The sequence below is a fragment of the Kitasatospora sp. NPDC022785 genome, assembly GCF_055561295.1.
The window spans coordinates 24,778-45,409 of sequence record NZ_JBVHHB010000009.1; the positions used below are offsets into that span (position 1 = coordinate 24,778).

18 protein-coding genes are annotated in these 20,632 nt (G+C 72.9%); 13 read left to right on the top strand and 5 right to left on the bottom strand.

The window, feature by feature from the left end; genetic code table 11:
* Positions 1-7: 7 nt before the first annotated feature.
* From ACZ3YO_RS16515 to ACZ3YO_RS16525, 3 genes are read right to left on the bottom strand one after another with little or no spacing between them, the layout of a single operon-like run.
* On the bottom strand, positions 8-1,360 hold the full coding sequence (locus tag ACZ3YO_RS16515) for a type III PLP-dependent enzyme domain-containing protein (RefSeq protein ID WP_465569659.1): 1,353 nt from the start codon (positions 1,358-1,360) through the stop codon (positions 8-10).
* A complete protein-coding gene (locus tag ACZ3YO_RS16520) occupies positions 1,351-2,358 on the bottom strand; it encodes an ornithine cyclodeaminase family protein (RefSeq protein ID WP_465569661.1) in 1,008 nt (335 codons plus the stop codon). Before ACZ3YO_RS16520 ends, ACZ3YO_RS16515 begins: the two co-directional genes overlap by 10 nt.
* Positions 2,359-2,410: 52 nt before the next feature.
* A complete protein-coding gene (locus ACZ3YO_RS16525; RefSeq protein ID WP_465569663.1) occupies positions 2,411-3,403 on the bottom strand; it encodes a TauD/TfdA family dioxygenase in 993 nt (330 codons plus the stop codon).
* Positions 3,404-3,762: 359 nt separating this feature from the next.
* On the opposite strand from ACZ3YO_RS16525, the gene ACZ3YO_RS16530 reads away from it, so the two are divergent.
* From ACZ3YO_RS16530 to ACZ3YO_RS16560, 7 genes are all read left to right on the top strand, one after another.
* Positions 3,763-5,334 carry an ABC transporter substrate-binding protein gene (locus tag ACZ3YO_RS16530; RefSeq protein WP_465569665.1) on the top strand — a complete coding sequence of 524 codons (1,572 nt, stop codon included), beginning with the start codon at positions 3,763-3,765 and terminating at the stop codon, positions 5,332-5,334.
* On the top strand, positions 5,319-6,335 hold the full coding sequence (locus tag ACZ3YO_RS16535) for an ABC transporter permease (RefSeq protein ID WP_465570122.1): 1,017 nt from the start codon (positions 5,319-5,321) through the stop codon (positions 6,333-6,335). The genes ACZ3YO_RS16530 and ACZ3YO_RS16535 overlap by 16 nt, the downstream gene beginning before the upstream one ends.
* A complete protein-coding gene (locus ACZ3YO_RS16540; protein WP_465569667.1) occupies positions 6,332-7,171 on the top strand; it encodes an ABC transporter permease subunit in 840 nt (279 codons plus the stop codon). Before ACZ3YO_RS16535 ends, ACZ3YO_RS16540 begins: the two co-directional genes overlap by 4 nt.
* Complete coding sequence (locus ACZ3YO_RS16545) at positions 7,168-8,604, top strand: ABC transporter ATP-binding protein (protein WP_465569669.1); 1,437 nt, start codon at positions 7,168-7,170, stop codon at positions 8,602-8,604. The genes ACZ3YO_RS16540 and ACZ3YO_RS16545 overlap by 4 nt, the downstream gene beginning before the upstream one ends.
* A 106-nt stretch (positions 8,605-8,710) precedes the next feature.
* Positions 8,711-8,896, top strand: a complete 186-nt coding sequence (locus tag ACZ3YO_RS16550; RefSeq protein ID WP_465569671.1) for a hypothetical protein — start codon at positions 8,711-8,713, stop codon at positions 8,894-8,896.
* Positions 8,893-9,615: a phosphatase PAP2 family protein gene (locus tag ACZ3YO_RS16555; RefSeq protein ID WP_465569673.1), complete on the top strand. Its 723-nt coding sequence runs from the start codon at positions 8,893-8,895 to the stop codon at positions 9,613-9,615. Before ACZ3YO_RS16550 ends, ACZ3YO_RS16555 begins: the two co-directional genes overlap by 4 nt.
* Before the next feature lie 78 nt (positions 9,616-9,693).
* Positions 9,694-9,861: a hypothetical protein gene (locus ACZ3YO_RS16560; RefSeq protein WP_465569675.1), complete on the top strand. Its 168-nt coding sequence runs from the start codon at positions 9,694-9,696 to the stop codon at positions 9,859-9,861.
* 94 nt (positions 9,862-9,955) lie between these two features.
* On the opposite strand, the gene ACZ3YO_RS16565 is transcribed toward ACZ3YO_RS16560, so the two are convergent.
* Positions 9,956-10,792 (bottom strand): undecaprenyl-diphosphate phosphatase, encoded by an 837-nt coding sequence (locus tag ACZ3YO_RS16565; protein WP_465569677.1) that lies wholly within the window; start codon positions 10,790-10,792, stop codon positions 9,956-9,958.
* A gap of 1,188 nt (positions 10,793-11,980) precedes the next feature.
* Here ACZ3YO_RS16565 and ACZ3YO_RS16570 point away from each other — a divergent pair.
* From ACZ3YO_RS16570 to ACZ3YO_RS16585, 4 genes are all read left to right on the top strand, one after another.
* Complete coding sequence (locus ACZ3YO_RS16570; RefSeq protein ID WP_465569678.1) at positions 11,981-12,919, top strand: ABC transporter ATP-binding protein; 939 nt, start codon at positions 11,981-11,983, stop codon at positions 12,917-12,919.
* The gene (locus ACZ3YO_RS16575; RefSeq protein ID WP_465569680.1) at positions 12,916-13,764 is read left to right on the top strand and encodes an ABC transporter permease; all 849 of its coding nucleotides are present in this window, start codon (positions 12,916-12,918) and stop codon (positions 13,762-13,764) included. Before ACZ3YO_RS16570 ends, ACZ3YO_RS16575 begins: the two co-directional genes overlap by 4 nt.
* 105 nt (positions 13,765-13,869) lie before the next feature.
* On the top strand, positions 13,870-15,204 hold the full coding sequence (locus ACZ3YO_RS16580) for a sensor histidine kinase (protein ID WP_465569682.1): 1,335 nt from the start codon (positions 13,870-13,872) through the stop codon (positions 15,202-15,204).
* On the top strand, positions 15,201-15,884 hold the full coding sequence (locus tag ACZ3YO_RS16585; RefSeq protein ID WP_465569684.1) for a response regulator: 684 nt from the start codon (positions 15,201-15,203) through the stop codon (positions 15,882-15,884). The genes ACZ3YO_RS16580 and ACZ3YO_RS16585 overlap by 4 nt, the downstream gene beginning before the upstream one ends.
* 185 nt (positions 15,885-16,069) lie before the next feature.
* Here ACZ3YO_RS16585 and ACZ3YO_RS16590 read toward each other — a convergent pair whose 3' ends face one another.
* Positions 16,070-17,527, bottom strand: coding sequence for a DUF2252 domain-containing protein (locus tag ACZ3YO_RS16590; protein ID WP_465569686.1), 1,458 nt, complete (start codon positions 17,525-17,527; stop codon positions 16,070-16,072).
* 285 nt (positions 17,528-17,812) lie between these two features.
* On the opposite strand from ACZ3YO_RS16590, the gene ACZ3YO_RS16595 reads away from it, so the two are divergent.
* A complete protein-coding gene (locus tag ACZ3YO_RS16595) occupies positions 17,813-18,511 on the top strand; it encodes a hypothetical protein (RefSeq protein WP_465569688.1) in 699 nt (232 codons plus the stop codon).
* A 377-nt stretch (positions 18,512-18,888) separates the two neighbouring features.
* Entirely contained in the window at positions 18,889-20,337 is a 1,449-nt protein-coding gene (locus ACZ3YO_RS16600) for a hypothetical protein (RefSeq protein ID WP_465569690.1), read from the top strand.
* Positions 20,338-20,632 lie beyond the last annotated feature (295 nt).

A 20,632-nucleotide genomic window follows, 5' to 3' on the forward strand; every position in this document is an offset into this window, starting at 1 on the left:
GGGCGGGTCAGCAGGCCGGGCGGCGGTCGAGCCGCCAGCGCAGCCGGCCGTTCACGTGCTGGACGACGACCTTGGGCGGCAGCGGGAGGTCGTGGAAGGGGGACTCGTTGGAGTCCATCTGGTAGCCGGCGGTGTTGGGGTAGACCAGCAGGTCGCCGAACCGGGGCCGGGTGGGGAAGGCGATCTTGCGCCAGGTGAGCAGGTCGGAGTCCAGGCAGCTGGCCCCGCCCACGCAGGCCCGGTAGGCCGCGTCGTCGGTGCGATCGCCGGTGCGGCCTTCGGAGAGGAGTACCGGGTCGGGCAGGTACTCGCTGTTGAACCACTGCTCGGACAGGCTCAGGCTGGTGCCGTCGACGGTGACGATGCCGTACCCCGCCCGGTCCTTGACGCCCTGGACGCCGAAGACGGAGGACCCGGCGCCGTCCAGCAGCGCGCGACCCGGCTCCAGGAGCAGCATGACGCCGGCGTCGCGCAGCCGGGCGGTCAGGGGATCACCCGTCCCGTGCGGGCGGCCGGCGAGGACGGCCCGCAGGGCGTCGGCCCCGGCGACGGGGGAGTGGTAGGGGTAGAAGCCGTCCGGGGTGAAGGACTTCCCGGCGTGGTAGTCGTCCGGTCCCTGTGCGGCCAGGAAGGCCCGCCAGTGGCCGGCCGAGGTGTAGTCGACGGCGAAGCCGCCGCCGATGCTGATCCGGTCGGCCTGCAATCCCAGGATCCGGGCCTTGAGGCAGAGTTCGACCAGCTCGCCGGCGAGGTCGGTCCGCGGCTGCACCTCGTAGCCGGACAGGTGGAAGCCGAAGCCCTCCATCCGGATCCGGTCCCCGGCCGCGGCGCACCGCAGCAGGGCCTGGTCCAGCTGGTCGTCGTCCAGGCCGAAGCGGCTCCCCGGCTGGGAGGGCGGGAAGCGGCGCAGCAGGATGCGGACCGGCCGGGGGGTCTCCAGGTGCAGGACGCGCTCCAGTTCGTCGAGGGAGTCGACGGCGATCAGTGCCCCCTGGAGGGCGGCGACGTGCAGGAGCCGGTCGGCCTTGGCCGGGCCGGTGACGACGAGGTCCTCGCCGCGGACGCCGTGGCCGAGGGCCTCACGCAGTTCGCCGTGGCCGGCGACGTCCACGCCGGCGCCCGCCTGGGCGCAGCGTTCGACGAAGGCGGCGGCCTTGTTGGCCTTCTTCGCGAAGTACACCCTCCCCTCGACCCCGGACTCGTCGAGGGCGCCGCGGAACGCGGCGAGGTTGGCGTCGAACCGCTCGGGCAGCACGAAGTGGAACGGGCCGCCGAACGCGTGCGAGAGCTCGTGCAGGAGGCCGTCGCCCAGGATCTCGTCGTGGCCGGGGTCGGGGTGGGCGGGGAGGGTCAGCGCCACAGCGCCACCTCGGTGCCCAGGCCCTGCTCGGCGGCGAGCTGGGCGAAGCGGTGGCCGAGCGCGATGTCGGTGACGACCAGTCCGCTGTTGTAGGCGAAGATGCGCTGGCCGGGCGCGGTGCGGGCCTTGGACACGCCGGACAGGACGACGGGCAGCTCGACGTCGACGGCGGGCAGCTTGCCGTCGTCGTCGGCCATGTCGGTCCCGGTGACCTGCATCTGGGCCTCGCTGGTGGCGATCACGCGGTCGGCCCGGTGCAGGGCGGAGGGCGCGAGCCCGTGGCCGACCAGGATGGCGACCGCTCCGGGCTTGAGCCAGCCGGCCTCGACGGCGGCGCTGGTGTGGCCGCCTGCCGTGGCGACGATGACGTCCGCGTCGCCCGCCGCACGCTTGAGGTCGGTCACCAACTCCAGCTCACGGCCGGGGAAGTAGTGGGCGAGCTGCTCGCGGACGGCGGCTATGCCCTCCGGGTGACTGCCCGAGAGCAGCAGGCGTTCCAGCCTGGGCAGGGTGGTGAGCAGGAACGGCAGCGCCAGGCGGCCCTGGGTGCCGGTGCCGATGACCAGCGCGGTGCGGGCGTCGGGGGTGGCGCACTCGCGGGCCAGCAGGGCGGAGACGGCGGGGGTGCGCAGCGAGCCGATCCGGCCGCAGTCCATCATCGCCACCGGCAGGCCGGTGACGTCGTCGTAGATGCTGAGCGTCGTGTAGTAGTGCTGCTCCTCGCGGCCCCTGTCCAGGCCGTGCTTGTACGAGGTCTTGATCGCGACGACGTTGCGCACGCCGTCGCGGCCGAGCATCGCGTAGGAGACGGAGTGTCCGTCGGCGGGCTTGACGGTGAGCTTGCGCGGGTTGTCGGACTGCCCGGCGGCCAGGGTGCGGTAGGCCTGTTCGACGGTGGCGACGACGTCGGCGAGCGTGATGTCGATGCCGGCGAGGTCGCTGGTGCTCAGGACGCGCAGGGTGCCGGGGTGGGGCGTCACGGTGTCCTGGGAGGTCATGGGGGTTGTCCCTTCGGGAAGTGGGGTGCGGCAGGGGTGGTGCCGGCCTCGTTCAGGCGGGCCAGGCCTCGAGGGTGGCCTGGCCGTAGCCGTGCTCGGCGTTCTCGGCCTCGGGCCGGCTGCGGCGGCCGGGAACGCGGACGGAGGCGCGCTTGAGCCAGCGGTCGGTGCCGTCGTAGCGGGCCCGGAACGGGACACGGCCGTGCACGACGAGGTCGTTGTCGACCACCAGGACGTCGCCGGGCCGGAGGCTCACCGCGACGGAGACGCGGGCCAGTTCGTCGTCCAGGCGGCCGTATGCGGCGCGCCAGGATTCGTCGGCCTCGTCGAGCGGGGTGTAGGCGGGGTCGTAGCGAAGGGTCAGGCCGCCGTCGGTGGCGAAGAGGGTCGGCACCGATGCGGGCTTGCCGCCGAACCTCTGGGCGTCCTCGTAGGCGTCGTCGGGCAGGATCGGGGCGACGGGGCGGGTCAGTTCGGCGACGTCCGCGTCCGAGAGCCTGGCGCGGCGGATGCTGGCCGCGGTGGTGGCGATGTGGTCGTGGTTGCGCATGCAGCACAGCAGCAGCAGGTGGGCGCGGCCGGGGTGGAAGGCGTCCTCGGTGTGCGGGGTGAGCAGGACGCTGCTGCTGGCGCCGGTCTGGACGGTCTCGTGTCCCGGGGAGGGGACGATGTTGTGGACGAAGCGGCCGTCCTGCTGGCCGTCCCAGGCGATCGGAGTGCCCATCAGGGTGGAGACCAGCAGCAGCACGACGTCCCAGACGGCGCCGGCCCGACCGACGGTGGACCAGTGGCCGGGCGTGGGGCCGAGTTCGGCGTCGTCGACGTGCAGTCCCCGGACCACGAACAGGCCGTCGGCGGTGTCCACCGGGCGCAGGGCGTGGTGCAGTCCTCGGCTGAGCCGGGAGCGGACGAGGGGCAGGTCGGCGAGCAGTGCGGGGCTGGTGGCGGAGCCGTGAATGTCCAGCAGTTCGGCCGCGATGGCGGTGAGCTCGGTGACGTGGTCGGCAGCGAGCCGGCGTACCGGGGCAGGGGCGGCGGTGGGCACGGAGGCACCTTCCGTTGCGTGGCAGGTGGAAGTGCGGGCGCACGGCGGCGGCGCGGCCCGGCACGGAAGTGGGAGGGAACGCAAAGGCGTCTGGTCCGGCGCGGCTCGGGCAGCCGGACACCGAGGAACGTAACAACGACTCAGAAGTAAGGCAACCCTTAGTGGCTCGGCTGTCTGCTTTTGATCGCCGGCCGCAGAGTGTGCTCACGATCGATGCCCTGCGCCACAACGTGCCTGTGCGAAACGGGACTTGACGCTCAATCAAGCGGAGAATGTACCTCGGCCAAATCGGCCGGGCGGGGTTGCGACGATTCTCCTACTTAGGATAGGTAAACCTAAGCAAGTTCTGCTCGACCGGAATGAGGAACGACGTGGGCATCACCAGACGACGGCTGCTGTGGGCCGGTGCCGGGATCGGGGCGGTCGGTGCGCTCGCCGCCTGCAGCAGCGGTACGGGCGGATCGAAGGATGCCGCGGCCTCCGGAGCCGCGTCCGAACAGCCCCGCAGCGGTGGCACCTTGAAGGTCGGTGCGCTCGGCAAGGCCTCCTCGGTGACCCGCGACCCCCACGGCACGCAGTCCAACGAGAGCGACTACCTGATCCTCAGCCTGGTCTACGACACGCTGGCGATACCCGGCGACAGGACCAACACCGCGCCCAGGATCGCCACGAGCTGGAAGCCCTCCGAGGACCTCAAGACCTGGCGCTTCACCATCGCCGACGGCGCCAAGTTCCATGACGGCACCCCGGTCACCGCCGACGACGTCGTCTTCTCCCTCAAGCGCCTGCGGGCCACCCCGGCCGGAGCGTCCCGCCTGCCGGGCATCAAGCCCGAGGGCATCACGGCCGAGGACGCGAAGACCGTCGTCCTGGTGTCGGACTACGCCAACGCCGACCTGCCGCTGCTCACCCGCCTGACCACCTTCGTCCTGAAGGAGGACACCAAGGACGAACGGATCGCCGGCGCGCCGGGCACGGGCCCGTTCAAGCTCGACTGGTTCCGCGACGGCAACGCCCGCCTGGTGCGCAACGACGACTGGTACGGCGGCAAGGTGCTGCTCGACGCCATCGAGGTGCGGATGTTCGAGAGCCCGCAGGCGATGGCCAACGCGCTGCTCGCCGGGCAGATCGACGTCGCCTCCAACGTCGGCGCGGTCGCCGCCCGCACCGCGGAGGCCCGCAAGGACGTCCGGATCCTGCGCCGGCCCAACGACATGGCGATGCCGATCGTCATGCGCACGGCCGACGGCCCGTTCGCCGATCCGAGGGTCCGCGAGGCGCTGCGCCTCGCGGTGGACCGCGACGCGATGGTCAGGCAGGTCCTGTCCGGCTACGGCACGATCGGCAACGACATCCTCGGCACCGGCGATCCGGCAATCGCCAAGGACGTGCCGCAGCGCAAGCGGGACCTCGCCAAGGCCAAGCAGCTGCTCGCCGACGCCGGCTTCGACACGGCCAAGACCTACGACCTGATCACCACGGAGGACATCTCCGGCCTCGCGGAGTCCGCGACGCTGTTCGCCACCCAGGCCCGCGAGGCCGGCGTGAAGATCAACGTGGTCAAGCAGGACTCGAAGATCTTCTGGGACGCCACCTGGCTCAGGGCCCCGCTCTACACCACGTACTGGGGAACCAACGACTCCGTGGTGTTCTTCGCCTCCAAGACCATGGTCTCGGAGGCGGGCCAGAACGAAGCCGGCTGGAAGGAGCCCTCGTTCGACGAGGCCTACCACAAGGCCATCGGCGCCGCCGACCCGGCCGAGCGCGCCAAGGCGCTGCACCAGCTGCAGGAGGTCGAGTACGCCTCGTCCGGCTACCTGCTGTGGGGCATGGCCGACGGCATCGACCTCGCCGGCTCCGCCGTCCGCGACCTGCCCAAGCTCCCCGGTTACGGCCGCGTCCAGCTCGAGAAGACCTGGCTGGCCCGTTGATCCCGGCACATGCCGCCGACGGTGCCCGCGCACCGAAGGCCCGGCCCGGCCGGGCCCGCGTCCTCCCCGGTGCGGGCCGGGCCGCCTGGCTCGCCGTCAGGCGCCTCGGCATGCTCGCCCTGCTGCTGGCCGCGGTCTTCGCCGCGATCGAGGTCCTGCCGGGTGACGCGGCCAACGCCACCTCGGAACGCGGCGAGACCGCCGCCGACATGGCCGCCCGCCGCGCCGCGCTCGGGCTCGACCGCCCGGTGGCCGAACGGTTCTGGGACTGGATGACCGGCCTTCCCGCCGGTGACCTCGGCACCACCGCCCACGGACAGCCCGTCACCTCCGTGCTGTCCGGCCCGTTCCCCAACACCCTGCTGCTCGGATCGCTCGCGCTCGCGCTGAGCATCGTCGGCGCCCTCGCCCTCGGCAGCTGGGCCACCCTGCGCCCCGGCGGCCCGGTCGACCGCACGGTCGCGGTGCTCGCCACCGCCGCCTTCGCCCTGCCCGAGTTCGTCGTCTCCGTCGCCCTCCTGCTGGTGTTCTCCCAGTGGACGGGCTGGCTCCCCGCCGTCACCCTCACCGGCGCCGACGGCGCACCCGCGTCCTGGGACATGCTCGTGCTGCCACTGCTCTCGTTGGCGATCCCCCAGATCGGCTGGAACACCAGGATCGTGCGGGGCGCCCTCGCCGACCAGGCCGCCCTCCCGCACGTCCAGGCCGCGATCCTCGACGGCCTGCCGCGCCGACGGATCCTCACCCACCACATGCTGCCCGGCGCCCTGCCCGCCATCGCGGTCTCCACCGCCACCTCCGCCGGCATGCTGCTCGGCGGCGCCGTCGTCGTCGAGACGCTCTTCAACTACCCCGGCATCGGGGCGGTGCTGTCCGGCGCCATCGCCGACCGCGACACCCCGTTGGTGGCCGGCGTCGTCGCCGCCACCGGCGCGGCCATCAGTGCGCTCCTCCTCCTGGCCGACCTGATCCGCGACCGCACCCTGGGGGCGCGCCGATGACCACCACCGCCCCTCCCACGCGGGCACGTCGGCCCCGCCACCGGACCCTGGCCCGGGTGCTGCCCGCGCTGCTGCTCGTCGTCCTCGCGCTCACCGGTCCGCTCCTCGCGCCCAACTCCACCGACCGGCCCGTCACCGCCCCCTACGGCTCCGCCGACGGCACCGCCGCCCTCGGCGGGGACCAGCTCGGCCGCGACGTCCTCAGCCGGCTGCTGCACGGCGGCGGCCCCCTGATCGGCACCGCCCTGGTCATCGCCGTCGTGGTCACCGCGGCCGCGACCGCGATCGGCATCCTGGCCGCGCTGCGCCCGCGCCTGGGCCGCTGGGTCGAGCGCACCGCCGACCTCGCCATCCTCCTGCCGGCCGTCCTCGGCATCATGCTCATCGCCCTGGCCTGGCCGGGCGGAGGCCGCCTCGCCGTCGGCGCCGCCGCAGTCGTCCTCGGCGTCCCCTACGCCGTGCGGGTCGTCGCGGCAGCCGCCGCACCCATCGCCGCCACCGGCTACATCGAGACCGCCTCCGCGGGAGGCGAAGGTCTCTGGTACCTGGTGGCCCGCGAGGTGATCCCCAACCTCCGCGCCACCCTGCTCGCCCTCTTCGGCCTGCGCTTCGTCGAGGGTGTCTACGTGGTGTCGATCGCCGCCTTCCTGCAGCTGGGCCCCCAACCACCCGAGGCCGACTGGGCCCTGATGATCCGGGAGAACGCCCCCGGCATCATGCTCAACCCCTGGGCCGTCGGCGCGCCCTGCCTCGCCATCGGCCTGCTCGCCATCAGCGTCAACCTCGCGTCCGAGGCCCTCGCACCCGCCCGGCCCACCCCGGAGACCCCCCTGTGAGCCCCACCGCCCCGGCCGCCCAGGCCACCGGACTCTCCATCGCCCTCGGCGACGGCACCCCGCTGCTCGCCGACGCCTCGCTCACCCTGGAAGCCGGCCGGATCGACGCGATCACCGGGCCGTCCGGAGCCGGCAAGACCACCCTGCTGCGCGCGTTCGCCGGTGCCCTGCCGCCGGAGGCCGCCGTCACCTCCGGGGCCGTCACCGTGCTGGGCCAGGACATCCTCGCTCTGGCCCCGGAGCAGCTGCGCCGGCTGCGCCGCGAGCACCTCGCCTACCTCGGCCAGGACCCGGGCTCGGGGCTCAACCCCCGGATGCGGGTGGACCGCCTGATCCACGAGACCGCGGTGGACGGCTCCCGAGTGGCGCTGCTCGACCTGCTCGGGCAGGTCCGCCTGCCCCTCGACGAGCAGTTGGAACGCCGCCGCCCCGCCGCGCTCTCCGGCGGCCAGCAGCGCCGGGTCGCACTGGCCCGCGCGCTCGCCCGCCGGCCCCGGATCCTGCTGCTGGACGAGCCCACCGCAGGGCTCGACCCGGCCCTGCGCGACGAGATCGCCGACCTGCTGCGCGACCTGGCGGACCGTCACGGTCTGGCGGTCGCCCTCGCCAGCCACGATCCGGAGTTCGTCGACCGCTGCGCCGACCGGACCATGGAGCTGCGTCCGGCCGCCGCGGCGGGACCTCGCCCGGCCGTCGTCCTCAAGCCGCGGCCGCCAGGACCGGCCCGGACGAGCGACGGGCCCGCCCTCGGTCTGGGCGCCCGCGCCCTGAGTGCCGAGGTCGGCGCCGGCCGCGACCGCCGACCGGTGCTCGCCGAGCTCGACCTGGACCTTCTCCCGGGAGCCTGCGCCGGGATCATCGGCCCCTCCGGATCGGGGAAGACCACCCTGGTCCGTGTCCTGGCCGGTCTGCACCAGGCCTCCGGCGGCACCCTGACCCTGGACGGAGCAGCGCTCGCCGGCCACCACCGCCGCCGCACCCGCGACCAGCGCCGCCGGATCCAGCTCGTCCCGCAGAACCCGCTCGGCGCGCTCAACCCCGTCCGGACGGTCGGCGCCACCCTGACCAGGCCGCTGCGCCTGCACTTCGGCACCCTGCGCGAAGGGTGCCCGGCGAGGGTGGCGGAACTCCTCGACGCCGTCGGCCTGCCCGCAGACTTCGCCGGCCGCTACCCGCACGAGCTCTCCGGCGGCCAGCGCCAGCGCGTCTCGATCGCCCGGGCCCTGGCGGCGGAGCCCGAGATCCTGCTCTGCGACGAGGTCACCTCGGCCCTGGACGCCGCCACCGCTGCCGGCATCATGGCGCTGCTCGCCGCCCTACGGGCCGAACGCGGGCTCGCCCTGGCCCTGATCAGCCACGACCTGCCGCTGGTCGCGGACCACGCCGACACCGTCCTCACCCTCGAACGGGGCCGCCCGGTCGCCCGGGTCTGAGCCGGCCGGACCGGACGGAGGCCGCTGGCGTCGTCGGTGTCATCCTGTCTACAGTGATGTAGACGGCGATGGGTGCCGAGGCATCCCCGATGAGAGGTGCCGACCCATGCCCCATCCCACAGGCCCGTCGGCCGTGGACGTCCTGGATGCGCGTGCGCCGAGCCGGGACTCCGGGGCACTCCTGGTGCCAGGGGCCGCGATCGAGCTCTCCGCCGGGGCCGGCCCGTCGGCCGGGCTCTTCCGGGCAGAGGGCTCCCTGGCCCTCACCGCCGCACTCCGGGCGGGCATGTGACCGGGCGTCACCCGTGGGCTCGGGTCCTGGCCCTGACGGTCGCGGTCCCGGTGCTGCTCTTCGGCGTGCTCACCACCCTGCTCGCCGTTCACGGCTGGGGCCCCTTCCCGGTGGAGTCGGCCCTGCACTCCTGGGCGGTCGCCCACCGCCCCTCGCCTGCGGTGCGAATCGTCGGGGTCGTGACGGACCTGGGGACGGGGGTCCCGCCGTACCTCGCGGCCGTGGCGGCCGGCTTCCTGCTGGTCCGGCGCAGCGGACGGCCGGAGCGTCCGATCGTCCGGATCGCGCAGGCCTGCGCACCCGTGCTGGTCCTGGCCACGGGTCAGCTGCTCCGCAACGGGCTCATGAGAGCCTTCGCCCGTCCCCGTCCGCCGATGGCGGACTGGGTCGCCGCCTCGCCCAGCGGCTACGCCTACCCCTCGGGCCACGCCTTCACCGCCGCGGCTGCCGCCGGTCTGCTCGCCTGGGCGGTACTGAGAGGCGGCCGGCGGCGGCCCTGGACGGTGCCGCTCGTGGGGCTGTTGGGCCTGGCCGCGGTCGCCGTCGGCCTGAGCCGGATCTACCTCGGCGTCCACTGGCCGTTCGACGTGGTCGGTGGCTGGCTCCTCGCCGCTCTCTGGCTGGGCCTGACCCTGCCACTGATCCCGCTGATCGGCCGACCCCCGTCCGGCGGGAGCCCGGAAGCGCCCTCCCGTCCGGGCGCCGGGGCCGCCGGGTGACCACCGGTGGGCGGCCTGTCCGCGCAGAACCGGGCGTGCAGGCACACCGCTGCTGCGGCTCGGACCGTCCCGGCCCGCGTGGAGCAAGGTCCCGCAGGTGACGGCCAGGTCGGTGTCCACCACCCGCACGACGTCGCCCTGGGCGCCCTGGTCGGCGCTGCCGCCGGATCCGGGCTCGGCCTCCTGGCCGGGCGCGGGCGGGGCCTGGTGGACCGGGCCCGGACGGGGGCCTGCGCAGGTGGCTGACCGTCTGACGGCCCGGCGGTGGCCGGCCGTTCGCCGGTCGTCCGCCTGTCGTCAGACGGTCGTCCGCCGGTCCCCGTCCGGGCTGGACGGGGCGTCAGGCGCTCAGTACGCCGGTGCCGAGCAGACCGAAGAGGATCACGCCGATGGCGATCCGGTAGACGACGAAGGCGTTGAACGAGTGCTTGGCGACGTACTTCAGCAGCCAGGCGATCGAGGCGTAGGCGACCACGAAGGAGACCGCGGTGCCGACCACGAGCGGCGTGGCGTCGACCCCGGCGCCCAGGGCGTCCTTCAGCTCGTAGAGGCCGGCGCCGGTGAGGGCGGGGATGCCGAGGAAGAAGGAGAGCCGGGTGGCGGCCACCCGGTCGAGGTCGAGGATCAGGCCGGCGGACATCGTCGCGCCGGAGCGCGAGAAGCCGGGGAAGAGCAGCGCGAGGATCTGCGCCGAGCCGACGATCATCGCGTCCTTGAAGCCGGTGTCGTCCTCGCCGCGCTTGTGACGGCCTATCTGGTCGGCCGCCCACATCACGGCGCTGCCGACGATCAGCGAGCCGGCGACCACCCAGAGCGAGGCCAGGGGGCCCTTGATCAACGGCTTGGCGGCCAGGCCGACGAGGACGATCGGGATAGTGGCGTAGATGACCCACCAGGCGAACTTGTAGTCGTGGTGGTAGCGCTCCTCGCGGTTCACCAGGCCGCGGCCCCAGGCGGAGACGATCCGCACGATGTCCTTGAGGAAGTAGAGCAGCACGGCGGCGATGGCGCCGACCTGGATGACGGCGGTGAAGCCGACGACGGAGGTGTCGTCGACCGGGATGTCCATGAGCCCCTCGGTGATCTTCAGGTGGCCGGTCGAGGAGACGGGCAGGAACTCGGTCACCCCCTCCACGATGCCCAGGACAACCGCCTGTCCGACAGTGATCGCGCTCACGTGCACCTTCCCAGTGATGTCGGGCAAATCGGCAGGAGATCGGCATGCGGGCACCGTGGCCATCGCATGTGACTACAGGAATGTAGACGTGGGTGGCGCCGCCGTCCAATCACCCCGGACACTCCGGCACGAGGGTGAACGAGAGGTTGACCGCGCCCGATCTCCGGGCGTCTTCCGGGTGCCGGGCAGTGTCCCCGGCGCGTCACGGAGGAGCGGCCGGGGCGCTGCCCGGAGAGCCGGCGCCGGACGGTGAGGCCTTGAGAGCCGGCGCCGGACGGTGAGGCCCGGAGAGCCGGCGCCGGACGGTGAGGCCTTGAGAGCCGGCGCCGGACGGTGAGGCCGTCGGAGAGCCGGTGCCGGTCGGGTGATCCGGAGACCGCAACCCGAGGCCCGCACCGGTGGTGGCCCACCCCCGACCGGCGATCCGGTCGGGGTCGTACCGAGGTACCACTGCGCCGCGAGAGTTCCCGCTCGGGTACCACGGTCCGCCACTTCGCCGCGGCTAGCGTGAATCGCGGGACGCCTGGTCGACAGCCGAGTCGGCTGTCTTGGGGAGGTCCTGGCCGGGCGGCCGGCGACCCGCGCTCGTCCACGCGTCCGACAGACACCACCGTCGAAGGTTCTCGGAGGGCGTCATGACCATTCCGACCCGTGTGACCACACCCGGCCGAGGGCCCGACCGGACCGCCCGGATGCCCGGATCCGCGGTCCGGCCCGCCGAGTGGGCGGCACGCACCCCGTGGTCGCGCCCTGCGCCCTCACCCGTGACGCGGGACGGCCGGGGCCCGGCGAAAGCGGCCACCTGGACACTGCGGGCACCGGTGCCGGCGCGGTGCGCATGCCCGTGCTCGGCGCCGGCCGGATCGCGGGCCCCGTGGACCGCACGGCCCGCCGTCCCCCCGTGGTGAGCCCCTCCGAGCCGAGCCGGCCCCGGCCCACTGCCCGGCCCGGAGCGGAACGGCCCGGAGCGGAACGGCCCGAGGCGGAACGGCCGGAGCGGAACGGCCGGCCGGTGGCCACGCAGGGCGGCCTCGCCGTCGGCCACCGCCGCCCCGGCAGGCGTAGTACCGCGGTACCACCGGTGGCCGGTGGTTCACGTCCCGGGTACCACTGTTCCCGGGGAATCCGCACCTAGCGTGGCAGCTGAGGCGGCCGGACCGACCGGAGCCCGAGCACGAGGGATCGTCCATGATCGAGGCACAGCAACTGACGAAGCGGTACGGGGAGAAGACGGCGGTCGACCGGCTGGACTTCACGGTCAAGCCCGGTTCCGTGACCGGGTTCCTGGGGCCCAACGGCGCGGGCAAGTCGACCACGATGCGGATGATCGTCGGCCTGGACGCCCCCACCGGCGGGACGGTGAGCGTCAACGGGCGCCGGTACGCCGACCACAGCGCCCCGCTCCAGGAGGTCGGCGCGCTGCTGGAGGCGAAGTCGATCCACCCGGGGCGCTCCGCCTTCGACCACCTGATGGCGCAGGCCCACACCCACGGCATCCCGCGCCGCCGGGTCGACGAGGTCGTCGAGCTGACGGGCCTGCAATCGGTGGCCGGGAAGCGCGCCGGGGCGTTCTCGCTCGGCATGGGCCAGCGCCTCGGCATAGCGGCCGCGCTGCTGGGCGACCCCGCCACGGTGATGCTGGACGAGCCGGTGAACGGCCTCGACCCCGAGGGCGTGCTGTGGATCCGCAACCTGCTCACCGGGCTGGCTGCCGAGGGCCGCACGGTCTTCGTCTCCTCGCACCTGATGAGCGAGATGGCCCTGGTCGCCGAGCACCTCATCGTGGTGGGACGCGGCCGGCTGCTCGCCGATACCACCGTCGAGGACCTGGTGCGCCAGGCCGGTGGCGACACCGTGAAGGTGGCCTGCTCCGACCCGGCGCGCCTGCGCGAACTGCTCGCCGCCCCGGGCGTGGAGATCACCGGAAAGGTGGGCACGGAGGAGCTGCAGGTGACCGGCGTACCCGCCCGGACGATCGGGCTGACGGCGGCCGAGCACGGGATCGCGCTGTTCGAGCTGAGCGCGAAGAGCGTGTCCCTGGAAGAGGCTTTCATGGAGCTGACCAGGGACGCCGTCGAGTACCACGGCACCACCACCGGCATCGAAGCCCCCGGGAGGACGGCATGACCACCACCACCGCGACCCGGGCCGCTGGGCCGTCCGCCACCGCGCCCACCCGCCCGGTCTACCGGGTCACCGCCCGCCGCGTGCTGCGTGCCGAGTGGGCCAAGCTCTGGTCCTTGCGCTCCACCTGGATCACCCTGGGGCTGGCGCTGCTCTTCGTGGTCGCCTTCGGGCTCATCGCGTGCGCGCACTACAAGTCCAGGATCAGCGCGGGCGGCCGTCTCGACCGCGACTTCGCCGACGCCACAGCAGTGCAGCTGTCCCTGTTCGGCACGAACTTCGGCCAGCTCGCGCTCGGGGTCCTCGGGGTCCTGGTCACCGCGGGCGAGTACTCGACCGGGATGATCCGCTCCACGCTGGCCGCCGTCCCGCGCCGACTGCCCGTCCTGTGGTCCAAGGCCGCCGTCTACGGTGTGGTCGCCCTCGTCGTCGCCACGGTCGGTGTTCTCACCGCCTTCCTGATCGGCAGCGGGATTGTCTCCGGGACGCCCGCCGCCCTCACCATCTCGGACGCCGGGGTGGCCCGCAGCCTGCTCGGCGCAGGGCTCTACCTCGCCCTGGTCGGTGTGATCGGCACCGCGCTCGGCGCCCTGCTGCGCTCGGTGGCCGGCGGCATCTCGGTGCTGGTGGCCTCGCTGATGCTGGTCCCCGGCCTGGTCAGCCTGCTGCCGACCTCGTGGCAGGACCGGATCAGCCCGTACCTGCCCAGCAACGCGGGCGAGTCGATGTTCGCCCTGCACCACACCGCGCCCGCGCTGACACCCGTCGCCGGACTGCTGGTGTTCCTCACCTGGACGGTGCTGGCGCTGGCGGGCGCCGCCTGGCGGCTGGCGCGCACCGACGCCTGACCGGCCGACGACGAGTGAAACACGAGCGGACCACGAGAAGGCCGGCGGTGCCGTGGTCGGTGAGGCCGACCACCGCTCTGCCGGTCCTCGGCCATCATGGGACAGGTGACCTCCGTGACCATCGACGACGCCGCAGCCACAGGCGCCACGCAGCAGCCCCCGCCGCCGGGACTGGAACCGCTGTGGGGGCACCCACTCGTCGTCCGGCTGGCCGACGCGGGGCACCGGCTGCGGCGACTGGACGGAAGGCACCCGTGGCTGCTCGACACCGGCGTGGTGATCGCGGTCTTCCTGCTGTTCTGTCTCCCGGACCTGGTGCACGGCGGCGGCCCGCGCGAGCTCCGCTTCAAGATCACCCATCTGTCGACCGCGGGCACCTGGGCTTTCCAGGCCGCACTGGTCCTCCCGCTGTGGTGGCGCCGCAGGGCGCCCACCGTCGCCTTCGCCGTCGTCGCGGCGGTCTTCGCGGTGCAGTGGATCATGCTGGTCTGGCTGCGCGCCGACGTCGCCCTGCTGATCGCCCTGTACAGCGTCGCCCTGCACGGACGCCTGCGGCACCTTCCCTGGGCCTGTGCGGTCACCGCCGGCGCCGTCGGTCTGGTGGCCTTCCGGGTCTCGGCCGTGGTGACCTTCGGGGACGCCCTGTTCTTCCTGGTCAGCGCCGCCACCGCGTCGGTCGCGCTCGGACTGGTGCTGCGAATCCGCCGGGCCCACGTGGCGGCCCTCCTGGAGCGCGCCGTCCGGCTGGAGATCGAACGCGACCAGCGCGCCGAGCTCGCCGCCGCCACCGAACGGGCCCGCGTCGCCCGGGAGATGCACGACATCATCGGCCACAACCTCGCCGTCATCATCGGCCTCGCCGACGGCGGCGCCTACGCGGCGGACACCAATCCCCGGCGCGGCAAGGAGGCGCTCCAGCTCATCGGCGGCACCGGCCGCGAAGCGCTCGGCGAGATGCGCCGGCTGCTCGGCGTCCTGCGCGAGGACGACGAGAGCCCGGAGTTCAGCCCACAGCCCGGTGTCGCCGACGTCGCCGGCCTCTGTGAACGGATCCGGGCCGCGGGCCCCGTGGTGACGTACCGCACCGACGGCGACCTGGAGTCGCTGGACCGCGGCGCCCAGCTGAGCGTCTACCGCATCGCGCAGGAGGCGCTCACCAACACCCTGAAGCACGCGGGGCGCCGGACCGTGGTCACCCTCCACGTCGCGGTCGACGACACCGCGGTCCGCATCCGCGTCCAGGACACCGGACCGCCCGACACCGGCCCGGCACCGGCCGCACCCGTCCACCACGAGGGCCACGGCCTGGTCGGCATGCGGGAACGCGCGGCACTCTACGGTGGCACCGTCACCGCCGGCCCTCGGCCCGCCGGCGGCTGGACCGTCGAAGCCCTCCTCGCCCTCCTCCCGTCCTCCAGCCCCGAAAGCCGCACATCGTGACCACCGTGCTCATCGTCGACGACCAACCCCTCCAGCGGCTGGGCTTTCGCATGCTGCTCGAGAGCAGCTCCGACACCTCCGTGGTCGGAGAGGCCGCACACGGCGCCGAAGCGGTGCGCAGCGCTGCCGAACTGCGCCCCGACGTCGTCCTCATGGACGTCCGGATGCCCGGGATGGACGGGATCGAGGCCACCCGTCGCATCGTCGCATCGGGCGGCCGCTGCCGCGTCCTCGTCCTCACCACCTTCGACATGGACGAGTACGCCCACGCCGCGCTCCGGGCCGGAGCCAGCGGCTTCCTCCTCAAGGACGCCCTCCCGGAGGAACTGCTCGCCGGGATCCGCGCCGTCGCCTCTGGCGACGCCGTCATCGCACCCGGGCTCACCCGGCGCCTGCTCGACGCCTACGCCCACCACCTCCCGGTCCGCGCCCCGGGGCAGGAAGCCGCCGACGATCCCCGGCTGCGCGCGCTCACCGAACGGGAACGCGAGATCCTGCTCGCGATGGCGCGGGGCCAGTCGAACCGGGAGATCGCCCAGCGGCTCGTCCTCGCGGAGTCCACCGTCAAGACGCACGTGGGCCGGGTCCTGGCCAAGATCGGTGCCCGCGACCGGGTCCAGGCCGTGATCTTCGCCTATGACCTGGGACTCGCCTGGCCGGCCGGCTCCGGTCCGGGCTGACGGCTGTTCCACGTGTCCCGGCCGCAGCGTGGCAGTTCGGGGAGCGGTCATCGCACGGCCGGGAAGCGGGCGCCGTTGACGGCCCGTTGCACGGGAGGCGCCGAGGTGCGGCGTGCTGTCGCGGCGGCGCCCACACCTGTCGTCCTGCGCCCGCGGGCGGAGGTGGCCGCAGGACGAACCACACGTCAGATCCCGGTGGTGGCTTGGGCCCTGCCCTTGTTCACGGCACGCTGCAGGGCGGCGAAGTCGTCCTCGTTCTGGTCGGCGTAGGTCTCGGCGAAGTCCGCGATGGCCTGGTCGAAGCGGTCGGAGCCGCCGAGGTAGGCGGCGAGCGCGATCCGGTCACCGGAGCGGGCGTGCGCTCGGGCCAGGGTCCAACCGCACAGCCCTCCGTACGCCGCCATGCCCCGTGGGAGCATCATCTCGATCGGTGCGGAGAACTTCCAGTCGCGCAGCTGGCGCACGTAGAAGTCGCGGTCCACCCCTCCCTCGCCGGTGACGCGGGTCCAGCCGAGGAAGATGTCGCTCTGGGCCTGCATGAGGTGCTGCCCGGCGACGACGCGCTCACCCTGGTTGCTGTACTGGCTGTGCCCGGCGTACTCCACCAGGACGGAGGGCTGGGCCTCCTTGGCTTGCAGGAACAGCGGTTCGACGCCGTCCCCTGCGTCCATCAGCGCGATCCAGGCGCGGGTGCCGACGCTGCCGACCCCGACGACCTTGCGGGCCATCTGGACCAGTGTGAACTGATCGAGCAGGTGTCGCCGGTCGGACTGCAGGGTGCGCCGGTAGTGGCCGAGCACGGTGCGGATCAGTTTGTAGATCTCGTCGGCCTGCACATCACCGAAGACCTCTTCGACGGGGACGATCGTCGGAGGGTCGCTGACGATCTGCCGCCGACCGTCGACCATGGTGGTGAGCTTGCCCAGCGCCTGCGTGCTGTCACGGGTGTGGGCCTTGGCCAGCAGCTCCTCGGCCGCCTTGAACCTCTTCGCCTTGACCTGGGACCTGAACTGCCCGATGGCCTCCTCGATGTCCAGGTGCGCGTACCAGACCTCCAGGAAGGGCTGCTCCGCGAAGCGGTGCATCGCCTTCCGGTAGCCCTTGGCCGCCTCCAGGACGATCTTGCGGCGAGCCTTGCGGGAGAAGTCGTTGTCGCGCCCCGCCACCGCCAGGCTCGCGGCCAGCCGCTTGACGTCCCACTCGAATGGCCCGGGCAGGGTCTCGTCGAAGTCGTTGACGTCGAAGACCAGTCGCCGCTCCGGCGAGGCGAACGCGCCGAAGTTGGACAGGTGCGCGTCTCCGCAGAGCTGGACCTGCAGACCCGAGGTGGGTGTGGCAGCCAGATCCGCCGCCATCGGGAGTGCGGCCCCCCGGTAGTAGGTGAAGGGCGACACCAGCATGCGCCCGTGCCGTACCGGCACCAGTTCCGGCACCCGCGACGCCGCCTGGCCCAGCAGCAGCCCGACCGGGTCCCGCGATCCGCCCGGCCGGAACTCGCCGTGCGCCTCCAGCGGTGCCGCCCTGCGGGCTGCCTTCCCCTTCGCCACCCGGTCCGCCCTGCTCGGGGGCTCCGGCGCCGCGCCCCGGGCGGATGCCCCCGCATCGGACTTTCCGCCGGTCACGCCCTTTTTGGTCACCGTCATGGCCACTCCCCTCGGGCCGCAGCCGCGCGTGTTGCTGGCTGGCAAATCACCTCAGATGGCTATAGATATACCTATTCCTGGCAACCAGTGCCACGCCGGATCGGCATTCCCCCGAAGGGGAGAGCTGTCGTCACGGTCCCGCCGTCAGGTCGTGCGCCGCCGTAGCGGCTCGACGGTGCGCAATGACGGCGGCTGCTTTCGTGCGGCTCAGGGGCTCGTCGGCGGTGGTCGCCGAAGCGGCGCGTCACTGCTCCGGCAGCAGAGCCGGCGAGGCCACACTGGGGTATGGCACCAGCCCCGAACCCGGCCGCTCCGCCCCCGCTGACGCCGGATCAGGCCGCTGCCCGGGGTGAGCACTGGTGGCCGGTGGCGTTGGCGATCCTGGTCGCCGCGTTCCTCCACGTGGCGTTGCCCGAGAAGTACCGGGTGACCCCGTCATGGGTGGTCCCGGTCGTCATGCTCGTCCTGCTGGCCGCTCTGATCATCGGAGACCCGGGCCGCATCGACCGCCAGAAGCCATGGCTACGGATGACGACCGGCGTCGTCATCGCCTTCCTGACGGTGGCGAATCTGTTCGCCGCCGCCCGCCTGGTGGCCGACATCCTCACCAACAACAAGCTGTTCGCCAACAACGCCACCGGATTGCTGGCTACCGGGGGAGTGGTCTGGGCCACGAACGTGATCACCTTCGGGCTGTGGTACTGGGACCTGGACCGCGGTGGTGCCGCTGCCCGTGCGCACCGGCCGTACGCAAATCCGGCCCTGGTGTTCCCCGAGATGCAGCACACGGCCTACGCGCCGGCCACCTGGGTGCCGGTCTTCGCCGACTATCTGGTGCTGGCCTTCTGGACCGCCACTGCGTTCAGCCCCACCGACATCTCCGCGATCAAGCGGTGGGCCAAGCTGCTGATGATGACGGAAGCGGTGGCGTCTCTGGGAATCGGTGGGCTGGTGATCGCTCGCGCGATCAACATCTTGCAGTAGGAGCACCCGGCCTTCGGGGGCAGTGCGGTGGGTGAAGCCCACGCCTCCTGTTTCCTTCGGGGTGGAGATCAGCGGGTCTGCTGCGGTTCGTGGTGACGGTCGCTGGTCGGCGCGGGCCCGTGCTCGGCGCGTCCGACGTTCATCCGACCCGGCAGGTGACCCGGCGTCCGTGGTGCCGCGCACGGCCGGCCTCGCCCGGCTCCACCTGGTCCCGCGCCGGGCCGTGGACCCATCACGTACGTACGTGGGACACCCGCACGGCAGTCACTCGTGTGCGCACCCCCGGTGGCGGTCCCGAGGCGTCGAGCATTCCCTGAAGAAGGGCTGGCCGATCGTCAGACCAGCTCGTTCATGACAGCCGACCCTGGGAGCCTGTGATGCCTTCCGACACGTCCGAGCCGGGTCCGGGGCGACCGGGGGACACGCCGCCGCAGGGCGGCCGGCCCGAGGGCGAGCCGCCGGTCACGGGCAGACCGCCGCAGCCGGCCGAGCTCTCGAGGGACGAGCGCAACGAGCTGGACGAACTGCGGCACCGGCTCACCGCCCTCGAGGCGTCCACACCACCGCCCAGGGCGCGCCACCACCGCCTACGAACGACGGGCTCGGTCGTCCTGATCGTCATCTCCTCCCTGCTGGCTCTGCTCGCGGTCATCGCGGTCTGGACCAACTCGATCATCGGTGACACCGACCGGTACGTCGCCACGGTGGCGCCGCTGGCGAGCAACCCCGATGTCCAGGCCGCGCTCACCAACCGGGTGACCTCGGAGGTCCTGGCCCAGATCGACGTGAAGGCCGTGGTGGACGAGCTCTCCCAGGCCGCCGTCCAGCAGGGTGCGCCGCCCGAGCTCGGCAAGCTGATCGGCGGCCTGACCGGGCCGATCACCAGCGGCCTCACCCAACTGGTCAGCACCACCGTGAACAAGGTGGTGACCAGCGACCAGTTCGAGACCCTGTGGGTCGACGCGAACCGGGCCGTGCACTCCTCGCTCGACAAGGCGCTGACAGGCAAGGGCGGGGGAGCGGTCTCGCTGGAGAACAACCAGGTCGCCATCGACATCGGGCCGTTCGTCGCCAAGGTCAAGGACCAGCTGGTGGCGTCGGGCTTCGGACCGGCGGCGAAGATCCCGGAGGTGCACACCAGCTTCGTGGTGTTCGCCTCGAAGGACGTCGGCAAGGTCAAGACCTACTTCCGGATCCTCGAGATCATGGGCACCTGGCTCCCGATCATCGCCGTGCTGGTGGCCGCCGCCGGCGTGTTCACCGCCGTGAACCGACGCCGCGGCCTGGTCGGCGCGGCGCTCGGGGTGGCCATCGCCATGCTCCTGCTGGGAGTCGTCCTGACGGTCTTCCGGTCGTTCTACCTCGACCACCTGCCGCCCGGAGCATCCCAGGCCGCCGCCGGCGCGATCTACGACGCCCTGATCCGCTTCCTGCGCGCGAGCGTCCGCGCCGTGGGCGTGGCGGCCCTGGTGACGGCCATCGGTGCCTTCCTGGTCGGCCCGTCCAAGGCCGCCGTTTGGATCCGCACGGCCTGCAAGTCGGCGATCGGCGCCCTGCGCGAGGTGTCGACCGCTCACGGCATGCGACTCGGGGCGGTCGGCCGGTTCGTGCACCAGTACAAGCGCTGGATCGGAGCGGCGGTCCTCGTCGTGGCGGCCGTCGTCCTCGCGACGTGGAGCTACCCGACGGCGGCCGTGGTGCTGTGGATCGTCGTCGTGGTGCTGGTCGGGTTCGCCATCCGGGAGTTCCTGGACGCGGAACCGGGGGACTCCCCCCGACCGCCGTCGGCTCCCACGGTCGCCGGCGGCCCGCGCCCGGGCGTCTGAGCCTCCGCGACCGGAAAGGCGTCCCCGCCTCCGGTCGCGCGGGTGGATCGCCCACCGCTGCAGACGGGGACTCCGGGCGGTCGGGGCAGATTGGGCCGACCAGGTGGTCCGCACCCGGTCAAGAGGTCTCGGAGCGCCGGATCCGCGCACGCATCCTGCATCGTGATCCGCATGGCGATTCATCCGTTGTCGTTGCGGTCCTGAGCCGGTGGGCAAGGGGATGGTGGGGCCGGACCTTCAGTACCTCCCCCGGTGGAAGCGGCGCAGACTCCTGGCGCGCGCACTCCTACGACCG